This is a genomic window from Capnocytophaga sp. G2 (assembly GCF_035282625.1).
Lineage (GTDB): Bacteria > Bacteroidota > Bacteroidia > Flavobacteriales > Flavobacteriaceae > Capnocytophaga.
On sequence record NZ_JAYKBU010000004.1, the window covers coordinates 110430 to 126672 of the forward strand.

A 16243-nucleotide genomic window follows, 5' to 3' on the forward strand; every position below is an offset into this window, starting at 1 on the left:
GCATTTTTAATGATAAAGATTAAAAGATATGTTCCATAAAGAAGGTACAAAAATTATTTTTATAAGTGCAGTAATAACAATGGGATTATTTTTCCTAATAGATGCTCTTGTATCTATAGATTTATCTATTGTTTTAGAAATTATAGTCCTCATGTTTTTCCTGTTAATTCTGCAATTTTTTAGGAATCCTAAGCGCAATACACCCTTGAGTCTTGATCATATTATTTCCTCAGTAGATGGAAAAGTAGTGGTTATTGAGGAGGTTGAGGAGAAGGAATATTTTAAAGATAAGAGGCGCATGGTATCTGTTTTTATGTCCCCCTTAAATGTACATGTTACTCGTTATCCAATCAGTGGAAAGGTTGTATATAGTAAATATCATCCAGGTAAGTACTTAGTAGCTTGGCATCCTAAAGCCTCTGAGGAGAACGAGAGAACAACTATAGTTATTGAAAGTGAGCGATTTGGAAAGATTATGTACCGACAAATAGCAGGAGCTCTTGCCAAACGTATTGTTAATTATGCCAAAGAAGGAAATATAGTAATGCAAGGTGCTGATGCTGGATTTATTAAGTTCGGTTCTCGAGTGGATATCTATTTACCTCTCTCTGCCAAAATTAAAGTAACTCTTGGTCAGAAGGTGAAAGGCGGAATAGATGTAATAGCTGAAATATAATAAGCATATCTATGGGAGAGGATTTTGCTGACTTTTCAAAAATTTTACTTCAATGGTATGGAATTCATAAGCGAGACTTGCCTTGGAGAGGAGTAAAAAATCCTTATTATGTTTGGCTTTCAGAGGTAATTTTACAGCAGACTCGCATATCACAAGGCTTACCTTATTATTTGAACTTTATAAAGAATTTTCCTACAATACAGGCTCTTGCTGAAGCTTCTGAGGAAAAAATATTCAAAGTTTGGCAAGGTTTAGGCTATTATTCAAGAGCAAAAAACCTCCATTTGGCAGCAAAGTATATTACTGATGAGTTGCAAGGGGTTTTCCCCATGACTTATGATAAATTATTACTCCTTAAAGGAGTAGGAGATTATACGGCAAGTGCTATAGCTTCTATTTGTTTTAATGAACCTAAAGCAACTGTAGATGGAAATGTTTATAGAGTATTGAGTCGCATCTTTGATATAGAACTTCCTATTAATTCCTCGGAAGGAATAAAATATTTTAAGCAATTGGCGACCTGTTTGTTAGATAAAAAAAGGGCGGGAGAATATAATCAAGCTATCATGGATTTTGGAGCTATACAGTGTAAGCCTCAATCTCCTAATTGTTCCCAATGTGTAATGAACGGTAAGTGCTTGGCGTATAAGCTACAGAAAGTAAATCAACTCCCAGTGAAGCTACCTAAAACAAAGATCACATATCGCTATTTTCATTATTGTATACTTATAGATACTCAAGGACAAACCTCTCTGGAGAAGCGAAAAGAAAAAGATATATGGCAAGGCTTATACGAATTTCCCCTTATAGAACTAAAGGAGAATACTATAGAGGATAGTTTACTTATAAAGAGGATAAAAGAAAAATATCCTAAAGCGGTACAAGTAGAAAAATATATAACAACCTTTGTCCATAAGCTTACACATCAGTATATACATGCATTTTTTTGGAAAGTTACTCTTGAGGAAAAATTAACAGAAGGAATTCCTTTTTCTTCTATATATGAATATCCTATGCCAATTCTGATTATAAAATTCCTAAAAACATTGGATATTTTTGAAAGATAACGTATCTTTGAGGAAAATTTTAATTATGAATGGAACTCTTAATAAAGTAATGCTTATAGGTAGGTTAGGTAATGATATAAAGCTAACCTATTTCGAGAAGGACTCTTGTATAGGACAAGTATCATTAGCAACGGATGAATCCTATACAGATAAAAATACGCAAGAAAAAGTAGAAAATACTCAGTGGCATAATTTGGTGTTTAGTAATAAATTAGCTGAGACTACTGCTAAATATGTGAAGAAGGGAGACCTTATCTATGTGGAGGGTAAGTTGCGCACACGACAATATAAAGCACAGGATAATTCTCTTCGCTATGTTACAGAAATTATTGTTATAGATGTTAAATTCTTGACATCAAAGAATAATGGAGCTGTATCATAAGTAGGTTTTAATCTTAATAATAGCTCCTTCTTGAAGAGAAATACCTTTTTCAAATAAAATAAAGAGAATGGTTTTTTAAACATTCTTGATTGTATAACTAATTTTTAAATTTTGGACACAGACTCGATAAGTCAATTTTTATCATCCCCTACAGCAGACTTGCTCATACGAGCATTCTTTTTTATCTTTCTTTTAGGGTGTTCTGCTCTTATCTCAGGAGCAGAAGTGGCATTGTTTTCTATCTCTCCTACTGACTTAGAGCAAGAAGAAGGGAAAATAAGTTCTTCAGATAGAATAGTTCTTCAATTACTTAAGAAGCCACAACGATTATTAGCTACCATACTTATAGCTAATAACTTAATCAATATATCTATAGTCTTAGTCTTTGCTCCTTTAGGAGAGTTTCTCTTGGGAAGCCTACCTATATGGCTTAAAACTATCTTTGATGTAGGAATTTTGACCTTTGTAATCTTACTCTGTGGAGAGATTCTTCCTAAGATATACGCTAATCGCAATAATCTCCTATTTGCTCGAAAGGTGTCTCCTATCATTAGAGGATTGGATATATTACTTTCTCCGATAAGTATTCCCATGACCTCGTTTACTACATTCATTAACAATAAAATACACAAAAGTTCTTCTATTTCTATAGGGCAGCTCTCTCAAGCGTTAGAACTTACTTCAGAGGAGGATACCACTCAGGAAGAACACAAGATACTTTCTGGGATTGTCTCTTTTGGTAATACAGACATTCGTGCAGTAATGCGTCCAAGAATAGATATATCTGCCATAGATGAAACGATGACTTACCAAGAAGTACTTGCTTTTATTCAAGAAAACGGATATTCAAGAGTACCTGTATATCAGGAGAATATTGATAAAATTACAGGAATTATTTATGCAAAAGATCTGTTGCCATATCTTGATGAAAAAGATTTTGAATGGAATCAAATTAAGCGAAAAGCCTTTTTCGTCCCTGAAAATAAGAAGTTAGATGATTTATTAGCTGAATTCCAACAAAAAAAGATTCATCTGGCTATAGTAGTTGATGAATATGGAGGAACTTTGGGAGTAGTCACTTTAGAGGATATTATAGAGGAAATAGTAGGAGAAATAAGTGATGAGTATGATGCCGATGATTCCTTTTTCTCTAAGATAGATGAGCATAATTTCTTATTTGATGGAAAAACTTCCTTGAAGGATTTTTACAGAATATTGAATATTAATGAAGAAAAACAAGAGAATTTTGAAAAGGTACGTGGGGAAAGTGAAACTATTGCAGGATTTCTTTTAGAGCTTATAGGGGTATTTCCTGAAAAAAAGCAAGTGGTTCTTTTCGAGGATTATACCTTCACAGTTGAAAATATTGATAAAAAACGAATAAAACAATTAAGAGTTACTATCAAATGATCTATAGAACTATTATTATTTGTATAGGGCTATTTTTAATAAGTTGTAATTCAGATGTACAACCAAAACCAAAGGCTTTTCTCCGCTTAGAGTACGGGGTACCTCAGTATGATACTTTGTCATTAGATTGTCCTTTTTCTTTTCAGAAAAACACGAATTCTAAATTGAGCAAACAGGATAATTGTAGTCTGAATTTGGATTATCCTTCTATGAGAGCAACTATATATATAACCTATAAGCCTGTTAAGGATAATTTAACCAACCTACTTCGTGATGCCCAGAACTTTACTTACGAACATACTATCAAGGCTACTAATATTATAGAACAACCTTACTTAAATGAGAAGGATAAAGTATATGGTATGTTTTATGAAGTTGATGGAAATGCTGCTTCTCAATCTCAATTCTATATTACAGATAGTACAAAGCATTTTATAACAGGATCCATTTATTTCAAGGTACGTCCTAATTTTGATTCTATCTATCCTGCAGCTATTTATTTAAAAAATGATATCCGTAAGATTATGGAAACAACTCACTGGAAATGAACATGAAGAATAAATATTTTTGCATGGTAGCTTTATTTTTATTGCTATTTATTGCTTGTAAAAAAAATGATATACAACGAAACCCTTTCCTACAAGAGGCTAAATTCAGTAGAACTATTAATCTTCGTTTGGTAGAATATAATAAACTTAAAATACCAGGGAATGCCGTGCTGATTGATAATATAGGGCTTAGAGGAGTTGTAGTGGCAAATGTGGGAAACAGTTATTACGCCTGGGATCGCGCTTGTCCTTCACAAGCGCTTTCTGAGTGTAGCCAAATGACTCTTGAAGATAATAATTATTTTATGTACTGCCCTTGTAATGGAGTACGATATAGTTTGCTTAATGGGCAACCTCAAACAGGGAATTCTCCCTATCCAATGCTTAATTATCAAGTAGTTACTAATGGTGATTTTCTAACAATATCTAACTAAATGTTTTATAACTTTCTTAATACCACAAAGACAGCACGTTTATTCACCATATATGGAATAGGAGTATTGCAAATATTTTTATACAGATTTTCCTTGCTTTCTTTGCCTTTTTCTTTGGTAAATATATTAGAAACTATTTTTATATCTTTCTTATTATTAGTTGATATTTCTGTAATAACACTAATGGTTAGAAAAAATCAATTAAGTGAGGGAAATTTATTGGTGCCTTTCTTTTGGATTTTATTAGGTTCTCTCTTTCCAGAAGTTTATGTGGATGCTGCAATAATAGTTGCTAATACATGTATTTTATTTGTATTTTATCAGATTATTAGTCTAAGAAATATAGATGGCAGAGAGGTCTTTTTTAATGCTTCTATGCTTATTTTTATAGCAAGTTTATTTTTTCTTCCTTCTATACTTTCGTTATTGTTACTATGGATACATATTCTCATTTATCCAGGGAAGCGATTCAGAAATATGTTAATTCCTATGGTGTCTTTTATGCTTTTGTCTATTTTAATTTTAGCAATAGCAATCTCCTTAGACGTAGAAGAGAAATTGCTCCTCCACTTTCAATTTGTTCCTAATTTCTCTTTAGATTCCTATCTACAATATAAGTATCTTCCATTGGTGGGAATCCTTCTATTAACTATTACCATTACTTCTTGGGCTTTTTGGAAGCCTTACAAACGTTATTATTCAAGATTTCTCATAAAAATAGCTATCGTGGGTATCTTGGGGATTATTCTTTTTCCAGAAAAAAATGCAGTAGGATGGATATATCTGACCTTTCCTACTGCACTTTCTTTAACTATAATTATTGGGCGGATTAGGCGCTATTGGTTGAGAGAGACCTTATTGTGGAGCTTTACGTTTTTATCTCTTTCAGTGCTCATTTTTGGGACATATCTTGTCTAATGCTTTCCTCCTGTAAGCCAACGATAAATATCATTTCCATTAGCATAAATAAGTAAGGCAAAAAGGATAATAATTCCTATCACTTGAGCATATTCTAATACTTTTTCCTTAGGTTTTCTACCTGTTACTATTTCATAAAGTAGGAATACAATATGTCCTCCATCAAGAGCAGGAATAGGTAAAATATTCATGAAAGCTAATATAATAGAAATTAGCGCAGTACTTTCCCAAAAGCGTAACCAATCCCATTGAGCTTCAAACATTTTTGCCATAGCTCCAAAACCTCCTACTTGACTTGCCCCCTTCTTGGTGAAGATATATTTAAATTGGACAATATAATCATGTAATGTCCAATAGCCATAACTGATACCCGTTTTTATAGCTTGAAAGAAGGAGTAATTCACATGAGTACTTTTACTATCATAGAAATGACCTCCCATTATTCCTAAGAGCCCATTTTCAGGAATAATAGTAAGATCCTTTACCTCACCATTTCTAAGTACCTGAATCTTATTTTCTCCTTCAATAAGATAATCTTTTACCTGATCAAAGAAAGAAGTCTTATTTCCATTAATATCTATGATATGATCACCTTTTTCCATTCCTGCTTTTCGAGCAGGAGAATCTACTAAAACAGAGTCAATTTCAGTAGTCCTACGCTTGATAAAAGAGAGAGGAGTTTTATCATTACGAAATACTTGCATGCCGATACTATCTGGAACACTAATAGTCTGAATGCTACCATCCGCTTTCTGTACAGTAATATTCTCTACTTTACGTACTAAAATCATCCTATTGATAGAAAAAGTATCATTCAAATCAGTCCCATTGACTTTCAGAGGAATATCTCCATTTGAGAAACCATAAGATTTCATAGTATCACTTACTTCATATCCGTGAGGTACATCACTGGGGCGAAGTTCATCTCTCCCCCAAACACCAAAAATCATGGCATAGATAAAGAATCCCAATATAAGATTGACAGTAACACCTCCCACCATGATAATAAGTCGTTGCCAAGCAGGTTTGCTTCTGAATTCCCAGGGTTCAGCAGGTTTTGCCAGTTGTTCCTTATCCATACTTTCATCTATCATTCCAGCTATTTTTACATACCCTCCCAGAGGAAGCCACCCTATTCCATAGATAGTCTCTCCAATTTTCTTCTTGAACAGTGCAAATTTTACATCAAAAAATAGAAAAAATTTTTCTACTCTTGTTTTAAATAATTTGGCTGGGATAAAATGTCCTAACTCATGTAGAATCACTATGATAGACAGGCTTAATAACAATTGTCCTACTCTGATGAAAAATGTCTCCATTGTAAAAAAATTAATGTGCAAAAATACTCTTTTATTTTATATCAAAGTTTAAAAAATATGTTAATTGTAGTATTAGTTAATAGTAAAGGGTATAATTCCTACCTAAAAATAAAGTTATATTTATGTTGTAAATCACAAATAAGGTTAAATATTATATTTTTTTCTTAATAAGTGCTGATAAAGTTTTGTCGTATTTAAAAAGAAAAATACCTTTGCACCCAATTAATATAAATATCATGAAGAAAATTGGAATTATTTTATCCTTACTGGTAACTTCTTTTGCCTCAGCACAGGTTGATTCTCTAAAGTTAAATGCTGTGAATAATGAACAGAAAATAGAAGAGGTTAAGTCAAAGATAGAAGAAGAGAAAAAACAACAAGAGATTATTAAAAGAGGGGAAGAAGAACAGGAATTGGCTGAAAAGGAATTAAAACTCAAAGAGCGACAACAAAAGGAAGCTGAAAGACAGCAAAAAGAAGCTGAAAGGCAACAGAGAGAGGCAGAGAGATTACAGAAAAGAGCTCAACAGCAAGTCGCTAAGGAGCAAAAACTAAAAGAAAAGCAACTAAAACAGCAAGAAAAGGCACAGAGAAAAGCACAGAAAGAGGCTATAGCAGCCCAAAAGCGTGCAGAAAAACGATTAAAAATACAAGATAAAATAGCTAAGTCAAAAATTAAGCTGAATAAAGCAAAAGCCAATTATGACAAGGAAAAGCTTAATCTTGAAAGAGAAATATCAAGAGGAAATTTGTCAGCAGAAAAAGAACTTAAATTTCGAACTAAAATACTTAAAAAGGAATCAAAACTTATAGATGCACAATCTGATTTGAAAAATCTAGAAATAGAACTAGAAAGATTAAGATAAAAGGATTTTTAGTCATAATATTATAAATAAGGAGAGGATTTTTTTAAGGTCTCTCCTTTTTCTTTGGATAGGTATTGATAATAATTTTGAAATATTGAGGATTGTATAATGTCTTCATGCTGTAGAAAGTTTCTTTCCTAGCTTTTTTTTCTGTAGGGAAGTTTACAAAGTGGAGGTCATTATCTATAATCTGATAAATAAGTTCACTGCAATACAATTCAGAAGGATCATCAATAATACCTAAATGATCGAAAGGGACTTTTTTTTGTAAATAATATTGGGCGCGCTTTATAATTTCTCTTCCTTGGGAAGGAGTTATTTTATTAAGACGGACAATTAGTATCTTTCCAGGTATGGAGTATTTTAAGAACATTTGTAAGGATTGTGTCTGTACCCCCTCTATTGGACTAACATTGGAGGAAAGGGAATGAATTACCCACCATTGGTTATCTTTACGATAAAGAATACCTGAGTGGGTAACATCATAGGAATCTCCATTAAGCTTATCGGCAATAATATCACTAAAAAAACCATATCCTCGGCGAAGGATGATATCTCCTTCTTGAAGTTTTTCTACCTCTTTAGTGCTTAATCGGGGAAATTCAATATTTTTTATCACCAACCGTTTTTCTTCTTGAGTATCTATCCAAAAGAATAGATGAAATCCTCCCCATATAGATAACGAAAAAATCCCAAAGAAGAGGAAGAACTGTTTAATTCTTTTTTTCATCTTGGGATTTTAATATTGAATGAGTAATAGCTAACTAGTCTTCTTCTGTAGAAGGAATTGAATCTTGAGAGGCTTCATTCTCATGTTCAGGAGTATCAATTTCCATATCATCAGATGAATGGTCATCTCCGTCTTCGTGGTGCATTCCATTTTCTTTTCCTTGTTCCTTATTGATAGAAACGAGCCATTTCCCTTTTATTTTCTTAAGGTCAAGAGATTCTTCTTTATCAGAGCCTTCGGCTTTATAGAATACTTTTGCAGTATCTCCATTCTCTTCTACTTTGGTGATGGTAAAAGATTTTATATCCTTTTCCTTTGGTTTTTCTCCTTTAGAGAAACTTTCCAGCATACCTATAAGGTCTCCTGTTTTCTCATCACAATATTTTTTAGCTTCTTTAAAATCACCAGCATTAATAGCTTTTAAGAACTTTTCAGCAACTGCTTTAGGAGAATTTCCAGAACAAGAAGCAAGCATTAAACCTCCCAATAATAGGAATGTAATAAGGATTTTTTTCATGTGTATAAAATTATTAAAAATTAAACAAGGGAAAGCACATCACGGGCAATTTGAAGTTCTTCATTGGTAGCAACGATAACTATTTTTACCTTGCTATCAGAGGCTTGAATTTCTACGATATCACTTGGATGATTGAGTTGCTTATTCTTGTCAGGGTCAATCTTAATTCCGAAAGTCTCCAATCCTTCACAAACAGCTTTACGAATCATAGCAGAATTCTCTCCTATACCTGCAGTGAAGATAAGGGAATCTACTCCACCAAGAGCAATCATATAAGCCCCAATGAATTTCTTAACACGATAGGCATACATGTCCAAGCAGAGATTACCTTTAGGGTCATTTTGATTAACAAGTGTTTCCAAATCACGTGCATCAGGACTGCCAATAAGCCCCTTCATCCCACTTTCACTATTTAGTATTTTAGAGATTTCTTGAGTAGAGAGACCTTTTTCTCCTAAGAAAAAGACTACAGTACTATCAATATTACCAGCTCGAGTACCCATAATAAGTCCATCTCCAGGACCAAATCCCATAGAAGTATCTATACAGTGACCTTCTTCATTCACAGCAGCCATGCTAGCACCATTGCCAAGGTGAAGGGTGATGTTTTTCATGTGAGGGTTGTTAAAATGGCGGCGTGTGCGTGCATCTACATACTTATGGCTAATACCATGAAAACCATATACACGAATTCTATCCTCAGTATAATAATGGTTAGGGATAGCATAACGATAGGCTCTCTCAGGCATGGTCTGGTGGAAGGCGGTATCAAAAACAACAAAGTTCTCAGTTTCTTTAGGAAATGTTTTCATAGCAGCTTCAATTCCTATAATATTAGCTGGATTATGCAAAGGTGCTAAAGGAATTCCTTTACGAAGTTCTTCCATTACCTCCGGAGTTACACGCTTTGGAGTAGTATATTTACCTCCATGAACACCTCTGTGTCCGATATATTTTACCTCATTAATAGATTTGATAACTCCAACTTCATTGTCGGTAAGGTAAGCAGCCATTTCTTTAAATGCTACTTCATGATTATCAAAATGCATTTCCTTACTTACCTTGTACTTTTCTCCATTTTTCCAATATTCATGGGTGATTTTACCTTGTTCAAGACCAATACGTTCGGCAAGCCCTTTGGCAAGGACAGATTCAGTATCCATTTCAATAAGTTGATATTTGAAAGAGGAACTACCTCCGTTAATAATGAGTATTTTCATCGTTTCTATTATTTATATATTTGTATTAATTTGTTAAAAAGGAAGCCCATCATCCTCTAAGTCATCTCCTGTTGTTTGTGCCTTAGGGGTGAAAGTTTGTTCAGTGGTAGTTGGTGCCATAGGAGGAGGGGTAGGCTGTGCCTGTACAGACTGAGAGGCTGTTTCTACATTTACAATACGCCAGGCAACTAATGAATTAAAATACTTCACTTCTCCTTGAGGATTTGTCCATTCACGTCCACGAATATCAAAAGTTACTTTTACAACTTGTCCAGGTTGGTAGCCATTAAGTAATTCGCAATTTCCTTGTGTGAAATCAAGGGAAATAGTCTGTGGATATTGTTCTTCAGTAACAATAATAAGCTCTCTCTTTTGAAAGCCATTTGCTCCAAAAGTCTGTATAGGAGTAATAACTTTAATACGTCCTTGTATTTCCATGAGGTTTATTTTTTTATATATGATTAAATTAATAGTCCAGTTTTAAGCGTTCAAAAAATAAAGTTGCCACAAAGGTACTAAAAAAATACGGAATATTAATGGTTCTTTTAGAAAATATTTTATGAGATTATTTGTTAGCTTTTTCTTTTCTTTCACGTTTGTAAATGTGCTTAAGTTTTTTAGCGATGAATTTATTTAAATCTTTGCCTTTTACAGTATAAGTATTTAGCAGGAGAACAGGAGCAATAACTCCAAAAGAAAGCCCCAAGGTAATAAAGCCTGTTTGTATAGCAAGCTTAATAGTTTCAAAGATAGTTTCTAAAGTCTGATCATGTTCGTGAGTAATAGTAACAATCTTAACAAGTCCCATCATAAATTCATAGCCGGACTTACCAGGAATCATATTGATTACTGCAGGAATGGTAAAAACCATAGGTGGAGTGTGTACTCTATGAGCAAAATACATACCCAGGAATCCTACTACACAAGCTCCTATGAAAGAAGCTATTACTACTTGTTCAGGAATGATTGTTTTGATAAGGAGGAACTTAGTACTCCATCCTATAGCCCCTAATAGAGCAGTAGCCCATAGAGCTCTATGGGGAGTATTGAAAAGGAGCGCAAAACCTATGGACACCCACATAGACCAGAAAATACGTTCTGATAAAAGACAAAAAGCATCAAAGAAGTTCATATCCAAAGATAAATAAAGATAGATAAAAGCCAATAGAAATCATAAAAATAAGTACCATTGCATAGGAAAGTTTTGCTATTCCTGCTACTATATATCCTGTAAGTAAGTCAATAAAACCATTAATTAAAGGAACTCCAGGAATAAGCCATAATACACACGCTGCTAATGCATTCTTGTATTCCTCACCCACCATAAGGCGAAAAATATTGACCACACAAACAGATACAAATGCAGCCCATGCCCAACAGATAAATACATTGAACTTTTTTAACTGAAGAATTCTTCTTCCAGCTAACCCTACCAAAGTTGCTAAAAAGGAAATCCCAAATTCCAAATAATTACTATGGTTATCTCCTCCAAAAATGTAAGCTAATGACCCACCGGCGAGTGATACAAAGAACCACATTACATACATATTGTAATGTGATTTTTGCTTAATATGGATGAGCTCCTTTTCTATCACTTCAATAGGGAGTTTTTTCTCTAGAACACGCCATGAAAGAATACTAATATCTGATATAGCATTGAAATTTACCCCATGATGAGGAATACTTTTTACAATAGTTTCTTTTTCTTCTGTAGTTTTATTATAAACTGTAAGAATGATAGCAGAGTAGGAGTAGAATATATCACAATGATAATTCAAAGCTCCTGCTATTCTATTGACATTCCTAAGTACCCTGCGTGTATTGGCACCTCCTGTAATAAGGATAAAGTTCACTTCAGCTAAAAGTTGTGCTACACGTTCTATCTCTTTCATGGTTACCTATTTACAAATTTAAAATATTTTGTAATCAATTATTTATTCTAATGAGGAAGTAGTTCTTCTTACCTCTTTGTAACAGAATAAATTGATTGTTTAGTAAGTCTTTCTCAGAGAGAGAATAATCTTCGGTTACTTTTTCTTTATTTACTGAGATAGAATTCTCACCAAGAGCACGTCTTGCCTCTGAATTACTTTTAATAAAACCTGTTTTAGCAGAAAGAGCACCAATCATGTCCAATCCCTTTTTAAGATCAGTTAGAGAAATTTCCGCTTGAGGAACCCCGTCAAATATTTCAAGCAGTGTTTGTGAGTCTAATTTTTTTAGATCCTCTGAAGTGGTATTACCAAAAAGAATTTGGGAAGCCCGAATAGCATTCTCTAATTCTTCTCTTCCATGAACCAAGATAGTAAGTTCTTCCGCTAATTTACTTTGTAGAATTCTTTGGTGAGGAGCTTCTCTATGTACCATAATGAGAGTTTCTATTTCTCCTTTAGGAAGCATGGTAAATATTTTGATATAACGCTCTGCATCTACATCCGAGGTATTAATCCAATACTGATAGAACTTATATGGAGAAGTCTTTTCAGGATCAAGCCATACGTTACCTCCTTCTGATTTACCAAATTTGGTACCATCCGCTTTGGTAATTAGCGGGCAAGTAAGAGCATAAGCCTTTCCACCCACTTTACGGCGAATAAGTTCTGTACCAGTAGTAATATTTCCCCATTGATCAGAACCTCCCATCTGTAAGGTAACTCCTTTTTCTTGAAATAAGTGTAGATAATCAAATCCTTGTAAGAGTTGATAAGAGAATTCAGTGAATGACATTCCATCAGTATTCTCATTAGGGTCAAAGCGCTTTTTTACAGAATCCTTTGCCATCATATAATTTACAGTAATATGCTTACCAATATCACGAATGAAGGAGAGAAAGGAGACATCTTTTGTCCAGTCATAGTTATTAACCAGTTCGGCACGATTAGGGGTAGTGCTTTCAAAATCAAGAAATTTTGCCAATTGTTTTTTGATTCCCTCTATATTATGAGCTAAAGTTTCTTTTGTAAGTAAATTTCTTTCAGCTGATTTTCCTGAAGGGTCGCCTATCATACCCGTAGCTCCCCCGATGACGGCATAAGGCTTATGACCACAGTCTTGAAAATGACGGAGCATCATCACTCCTACTAAGTGTCCAATATGTAATGAATCCGCAGTAGGGTCTATCCCTACATAGGCAGCACGTAGTCCTTCTAATAAGTGTTCTTCAGTCTCAGGCATAATATCCTGAATCATACCTCTCCATCGTAATTCTTCTACAAAGTTCTTCATTTTTATTGAAATTAAATTGCAAAGGTACAAAAAATAATGATTAATTTCTAGTGATTGATGATTAATTTTTCAGTAGTTAGTGATTAGAGGCAAAAATAAGAGATAGAACTAAAATAGCAATAAAAAAGTAAGAAAAAACGCTATAATTATTTGTAACTAATATGAGGAATTCGTATTTTTGCAGGAGATAAGCAATAATAATCTTGTTTATGAAATTGTGAAAATACAATTTATTACTTTTCTCAACTCTAAACAGACATTATGCTTGTCATTATTTGCAGGGCTATTGCTGATTTCCTGTCAGAACCAATCCAAGTCCTCCAAAGAGAAACAGGATTCACTAAAAGAGGTATCCGACCCCATTGTAGAAGCTCCCAGCACTCCTAAGAAACTCCTTACTGAAGATGAGATAGTGGATATAGTATTGATTTTGCCTATCACGCAGAAAGCAAATAAGCAAATCAATAGAATTTCTAAGAGGAAAAGTGGAGTCTCTATCATGGTTGAACCTAAGGAAACCTTAGAGAATGGGCAAGAATACTATATTGTACATATATGTTACAACGGGGATGAACGCTATGAGACTTATCATCTTCTCTATATAAATAAGCAAAATAAGAGCGATATTCGCATAAGTAATCCTTTCAAAGGTACAGTTTTATTCCCCTTGCTCAATGGAAAGAAGATATTAGTTTTAAATAAATAAGTTTTTGTTAAATCTTTAACGTATGCAAGAAAAAAAAATTATAGAGCGTTTTATTCGCTATGTGAAAGTAGATTCACAATCTGATCCTGAAAGTGCTTCTACTCCCAGTACTCAAAAACAATGGGATATCATTCATCTCTTGGTAGATGAACTTAAGGAAATAGGACTTTCTGAGGTAAGTGTAGATGATTATGGTTACATTATGGCTACACTCCCTTCCAATGTATCCTATGAAGTACCAACCGTAGGCTTTATTGCTCACTATGACACAGCCCCTGATTTCTCAGGAGCCAATGTAAATCCTCAATTTGTACATAATTATGATGGAGGAGATATTGTCCTTAATGAAAAAGAAGGAATTGTACTTTCTCCTACTTATTTTCCTGATTTGAAGAAATATATAGGACAAACTATAATTACTACAGATGGATTGTCTCTTTTAGGAGCTGATGACAAAGCTGGGGTAGCTGAGATAGTTTCTGCTATGGAATACCTCCTTGCTCATCCTGAAATACATCATGGTAAAATTCGCATTAGTTTTACCCCTGATGAAGAAATAGGAACAGGTCCTCATAAGTTTGATGTTCCTAAGTTTGGAGCTCAATGGGCTTATACTATGGATGGTAGTCATATAGGGGAATTAGAATATGAAAGTTTCAATGCTGCGGGAGCTAAGATTCATATTAAAGGGAAAAGTGTACATCCTGGTACTGCTAAAGGACGCTTGGTCAATGCCGTACTTATTGCCAGTGAACTGATTGAGGCTCTTCCTGAAGATGAAGTCCCTGAACGTACTGAAGGTCATGAAGGATTCTTCCATGTAATGAACATCAAAGGAGATGTGGAAGATATTTATATTAACCTGATCATTCGCGATCATGACAGAAATAAATTCAATGCACGTAAGGAACTCCTTCACACCATTGTAAAAGACCTTCAAGAATTGCATAAGAATGCTGCTTTTGAACTTGAAGTGGTAGACCAGTATTATAATATGCGTGAAAAGATAGAACCAGTCATTCATATAGTGGAAATTGCTGAACAAGCAATGAAAGAGGTAGGGATAACTCCTATAATACAGGCTATTCGTGGAGGTACTGATGGAGCGCAGCTAAGTTTCAAAGGATTGCCCTGTCCTAATATTTTTGCAGGAGGGGTGAACTTTCATGGAAAGTATGAATACCTTCCTGTTCCCAGTTTATTAAAAGCAGTAGATGTAATTATAAAAATAGCAGAACTTACTGCAGAAAGATATAAAAAATAATTTATTCCTTATTAAGGATAAAGAGGCTACCCCTTTCGGATAGCTTCTTTATGTTAAGAATAATGAAGCAAATTTAATTAATCTTAGGGTCTTTCATACCTTGTTCTATCATATTATAGAATTGGTCAAGTTTAGGTAATACTACAATGCGAGTACGGCGATTTAAAGCACGTCCATCAGCAGAGGCATTGGTAGTTACAGGGACATACTCACTACGTCCTGCAGCGGTCATACGAGCAGGGGTTACACCAAAGTCATTTTGTAGAATACGTACCACAGCAGTTGCTCTCAACACACTCAAATCCCAATTGTCTTTGATACAGTTGTTCTTAATAGGTACATTATCGGTATGACCTTCCACCATAAATTCAAAATCAGGCTTATTGTTCACTACTTTTGCTACTTTTCCAAGCACTTCACGTGCACGAGGAGTTACATTATAGCTACCACTACTAAAGAGCATTTTGTCAGAGATAGATACATATACGACTCCTTTATCCACTTGTATAGTAATATCTTGGTCATCCAAGTTCCCTAAAACACCTTTAAGGCTTTGAACGAGAGCTAAGTTGATAGAATCACGTCGTGTAACTGCATCCCGAAGATTCTTAATAGTTAAGTCTTTTTCTTTGAGGCTTTCTAAAGAGCGCTCTAAGTTATCAGCTCCTTTTTGAGTAAGTGTAGTCATATTTCCAAGATTGGTGAGCAATCCTTCATTGTTCTTTTGCAATAGTTCATTCTTGGATTGCAATAATTCCTTATCTTTAAGACAACTGTTGAGTTTTACAGTAGCTGTATTAAGTAAATCTTGGGTACTCTTAAGTTCTTCTTGAACTTCACGGAATTTTTTGTTAGAGACACAGGAAGTCATTACTACCCCCCCTAACAAAAAAAGTACAATTCTTTTCATGCGTAATAAATTTAAGTATTTTTATACTGCAAAGGTACGATTTATTATTGA

The 16243-nt window shown here is 34.1% G+C and carries 19 protein-coding genes; 10 read left to right on the forward strand and 9 right to left on the reverse strand.

Annotated elements, in window-relative coordinates:
• Positions 1 to 28: 28 nt before the first annotated feature.
• The 7 genes from VJJ03_RS03800 to VJJ03_RS03830 all read left to right on the forward strand — a co-directional run bounded on the left by VJJ03_RS03800 (position 29) and on the right by VJJ03_RS03830 (position 5435).
• The gene (locus tag VJJ03_RS03800) at positions 29 to 676 is read left to right on the forward strand and encodes a phosphatidylserine decarboxylase family protein (RefSeq protein ID WP_323973941.1); all 648 of its coding nucleotides are present in this window, start codon (positions 29 to 31) and stop codon (positions 674 to 676) included.
• 11 nt (positions 677 to 687) lie between these two features.
• Entirely contained in the window at positions 688 to 1743 is a 1056-nt protein-coding gene (gene mutY / locus VJJ03_RS03805; protein WP_009746298.1) for an A/G-specific adenine glycosylase, read from the forward strand.
• A 25-nt stretch (positions 1744 to 1768) separates the two neighbouring features.
• Complete coding sequence (locus tag VJJ03_RS03810; RefSeq protein ID WP_162859676.1) at positions 1769 to 2125, forward strand: single-stranded DNA-binding protein; 357 nt, start codon at positions 1769 to 1771, stop codon at positions 2123 to 2125.
• Between the two features lie 111 nt (positions 2126 to 2236).
• Positions 2237 to 3535, forward strand: coding sequence for a gliding motility-associated protein GldE (gene gldE / locus VJJ03_RS03815; RefSeq protein WP_009746300.1), 1299 nt, complete (start codon positions 2237 to 2239; stop codon positions 3533 to 3535).
• Complete coding sequence (gldD, locus tag VJJ03_RS03820; RefSeq protein ID WP_009746301.1) at positions 3532 to 4083, forward strand: gliding motility lipoprotein GldD; 552 nt, start codon at positions 3532 to 3534, stop codon at positions 4081 to 4083. The genes gldE and gldD overlap by 4 nt, the downstream gene beginning before the upstream one ends.
• A 23-nt stretch (positions 4084 to 4106) precedes the next feature.
• Positions 4107 to 4517: a Rieske (2Fe-2S) protein gene (locus VJJ03_RS03825; protein WP_117601744.1), complete on the forward strand. Its 411-nt coding sequence runs from the start codon at positions 4107 to 4109 to the stop codon at positions 4515 to 4517.
• Complete coding sequence (locus VJJ03_RS03830) at positions 4518 to 5435, forward strand: DUF6427 family protein (RefSeq protein WP_323973944.1); 918 nt, start codon at positions 4518 to 4520, stop codon at positions 5433 to 5435.
• Here VJJ03_RS03830 and rseP read toward each other — a convergent pair.
• Positions 5432 to 6754, reverse strand: a complete 1323-nt coding sequence (gene rseP, locus VJJ03_RS03835) for an RIP metalloprotease RseP (protein WP_009746304.1) — start codon at positions 6752 to 6754, stop codon at positions 5432 to 5434. The two genes, VJJ03_RS03830 and rseP, sit on opposite strands and share 4 nt — an antisense overlap.
• Before the next feature lie 236 nt (positions 6755 to 6990).
• On the opposite strand from rseP, the gene VJJ03_RS03840 reads away from it, so the two are divergent.
• Positions 6991 to 7620, forward strand: coding sequence for a hypothetical protein (locus tag VJJ03_RS03840; RefSeq protein ID WP_009746305.1), 630 nt, complete (start codon positions 6991 to 6993; stop codon positions 7618 to 7620).
• A gap of 43 nt (positions 7621 to 7663) precedes the next feature.
• Here the strand turns inward: VJJ03_RS03840 and VJJ03_RS03845 are convergent, their stop codons facing one another.
• The 7 genes from VJJ03_RS03845 to tyrS form a co-directional block, all read right to left on the reverse strand.
• Positions 7664 to 8350, reverse strand: a complete 687-nt coding sequence (locus VJJ03_RS03845; protein WP_323973947.1) for a YiiX/YebB-like N1pC/P60 family cysteine hydrolase — start codon at positions 8348 to 8350, stop codon at positions 7664 to 7666.
• A gap of 34 nt (positions 8351 to 8384) precedes the next feature.
• Positions 8385 to 8867, reverse strand: a complete 483-nt coding sequence (locus VJJ03_RS03850; protein WP_323973949.1) for a DUF4878 domain-containing protein — start codon at positions 8865 to 8867, stop codon at positions 8385 to 8387.
• Between the two features lie 20 nt (positions 8868 to 8887).
• Positions 8888 to 10087: an acetate kinase gene (locus tag VJJ03_RS03855; protein WP_323973950.1), complete on the reverse strand. Its 1200-nt coding sequence runs from the start codon at positions 10085 to 10087 to the stop codon at positions 8888 to 8890.
• Positions 10088 to 10120: 33 nt separating this feature from the next.
• Complete coding sequence (locus VJJ03_RS03860) at positions 10121 to 10525, reverse strand: DUF3127 domain-containing protein (protein WP_323973952.1); 405 nt, start codon at positions 10523 to 10525, stop codon at positions 10121 to 10123.
• A gap of 127 nt (positions 10526 to 10652) precedes the next feature.
• Positions 10653 to 11219, reverse strand: coding sequence for a threonine/serine exporter family protein (locus VJJ03_RS03865; RefSeq protein WP_009746310.1), 567 nt, complete (start codon positions 11217 to 11219; stop codon positions 10653 to 10655).
• The gene (locus tag VJJ03_RS03870; protein ID WP_009746311.1) at positions 11206 to 11979 is read right to left on the reverse strand and encodes a threonine/serine ThrE exporter family protein; all 774 of its coding nucleotides are present in this window, start codon (positions 11977 to 11979) and stop codon (positions 11206 to 11208) included. Before VJJ03_RS03870 ends, VJJ03_RS03865 begins: the two co-directional genes overlap by 14 nt.
• A gap of 34 nt (positions 11980 to 12013) precedes the next feature.
• Positions 12014 to 13312 (reverse strand): tyrosine--tRNA ligase, encoded by a 1299-nt coding sequence (gene tyrS, locus VJJ03_RS03875; protein WP_323973954.1) that lies wholly within the window; start codon positions 13310 to 13312, stop codon positions 12014 to 12016.
• Between the two features lie 217 nt (positions 13313 to 13529).
• Here tyrS and VJJ03_RS03880 point away from each other — a divergent pair, with 217 nt between their 5' ends.
• Together VJJ03_RS03880 and pepT are read left to right on the forward strand one after the other, a co-directional pair.
• Entirely contained in the window at positions 13530 to 14018 is a 489-nt protein-coding gene (locus VJJ03_RS03880; protein WP_323973956.1) for a hypothetical protein, read from the forward strand.
• Between the two features lie 22 nt (positions 14019 to 14040).
• Positions 14041 to 15282, forward strand: a complete 1242-nt coding sequence (pepT, locus tag VJJ03_RS03885; RefSeq protein ID WP_323973958.1) for a peptidase T — start codon at positions 14041 to 14043, stop codon at positions 15280 to 15282.
• A gap of 73 nt (positions 15283 to 15355) precedes the next feature.
• On the opposite strand, the gene VJJ03_RS03890 is transcribed toward pepT, so the two are convergent.
• A complete protein-coding gene (locus VJJ03_RS03890; protein ID WP_009746315.1) occupies positions 15356 to 16192 on the reverse strand; it encodes an OmpA/MotB family protein in 837 nt (278 codons plus the stop codon).
• Positions 16193 to 16243: the final 51 nt, after the last annotated feature.

Bases quoted from the DNA above. Each gene is read 5' to 3' on its own strand.
- VJJ03_RS03810 (WP_162859676.1), top strand. From the start codon at position 1,769: ATGAATGGAACTCTTAATAAAGTAATGCTTATAGGTAGGTTAGGTAAT.
- VJJ03_RS03825 (WP_117601744.1), top strand. From the start codon at position 4,107: ATGGTAGCTTTATTTTTATTGCTATTTATTGCTTGTAAAAAAAATGAT.
- mutY (WP_009746298.1), top strand. From the start codon at position 688: ATGGGAGAGGATTTTGCTGACTTTTCAAAAATTTTACTTCAATGGTAT.
- VJJ03_RS03840 (WP_009746305.1), top strand. From the start codon at position 6,991: ATGAAGAAAATTGGAATTATTTTATCCTTACTGGTAACTTCTTTTGCC.
- VJJ03_RS03860 (WP_323973952.1), bottom strand. From the start codon at position 10,525: ATGGAAATACAAGGACGTATTAAAGTTATTACTCCTATACAGACTTTT.
- tyrS (WP_323973954.1), bottom strand. From the start codon at position 13,312: ATGAAGAACTTTGTAGAAGAATTACGATGGAGAGGTATGATTCAGGAT.
- VJJ03_RS03890 (WP_009746315.1), bottom strand. From the start codon at position 16,192: ATGAAAAGAATTGTACTTTTTTTGTTAGGGGGGGTAGTAATGACTTCC.
- gldD (WP_009746301.1), top strand. From the start codon at position 3,532: ATGATCTATAGAACTATTATTATTTGTATAGGGCTATTTTTAATAAGT.
- rseP (WP_009746304.1), bottom strand. From the start codon at position 6,754: ATGGAGACATTTTTCATCAGAGTAGGACAATTGTTATTAAGCCTGTCT.
- VJJ03_RS03855 (WP_323973950.1), bottom strand. From the start codon at position 10,087: ATGAAAATACTCATTATTAACGGAGGTAGTTCCTCTTTCAAATATCAA.
- VJJ03_RS03845 (WP_323973947.1), bottom strand. From the start codon at position 8,350: ATGAAAAAAAGAATTAAACAGTTCTTCCTCTTCTTTGGGATTTTTTCG.
- pepT (WP_323973958.1), top strand. From the start codon at position 14,041: ATGCAAGAAAAAAAAATTATAGAGCGTTTTATTCGCTATGTGAAAGTA.
- VJJ03_RS03870 (WP_009746311.1), bottom strand. From the start codon at position 11,979: ATGAAAGAGATAGAACGTGTAGCACAACTTTTAGCTGAAGTGAACTTT.
- VJJ03_RS03850 (WP_323973949.1), bottom strand. From the start codon at position 8,867: ATGAAAAAAATCCTTATTACATTCCTATTATTGGGAGGTTTAATGCTT.
- VJJ03_RS03830 (WP_323973944.1), top strand. From the start codon at position 4,518: ATGTTTTATAACTTTCTTAATACCACAAAGACAGCACGTTTATTCACC.
- VJJ03_RS03865 (WP_009746310.1), bottom strand. From the start codon at position 11,219: ATGAACTTCTTTGATGCTTTTTGTCTTTTATCAGAACGTATTTTCTGG.
- VJJ03_RS03800 (WP_323973941.1), top strand. From the start codon at position 29: ATGTTCCATAAAGAAGGTACAAAAATTATTTTTATAAGTGCAGTAATA.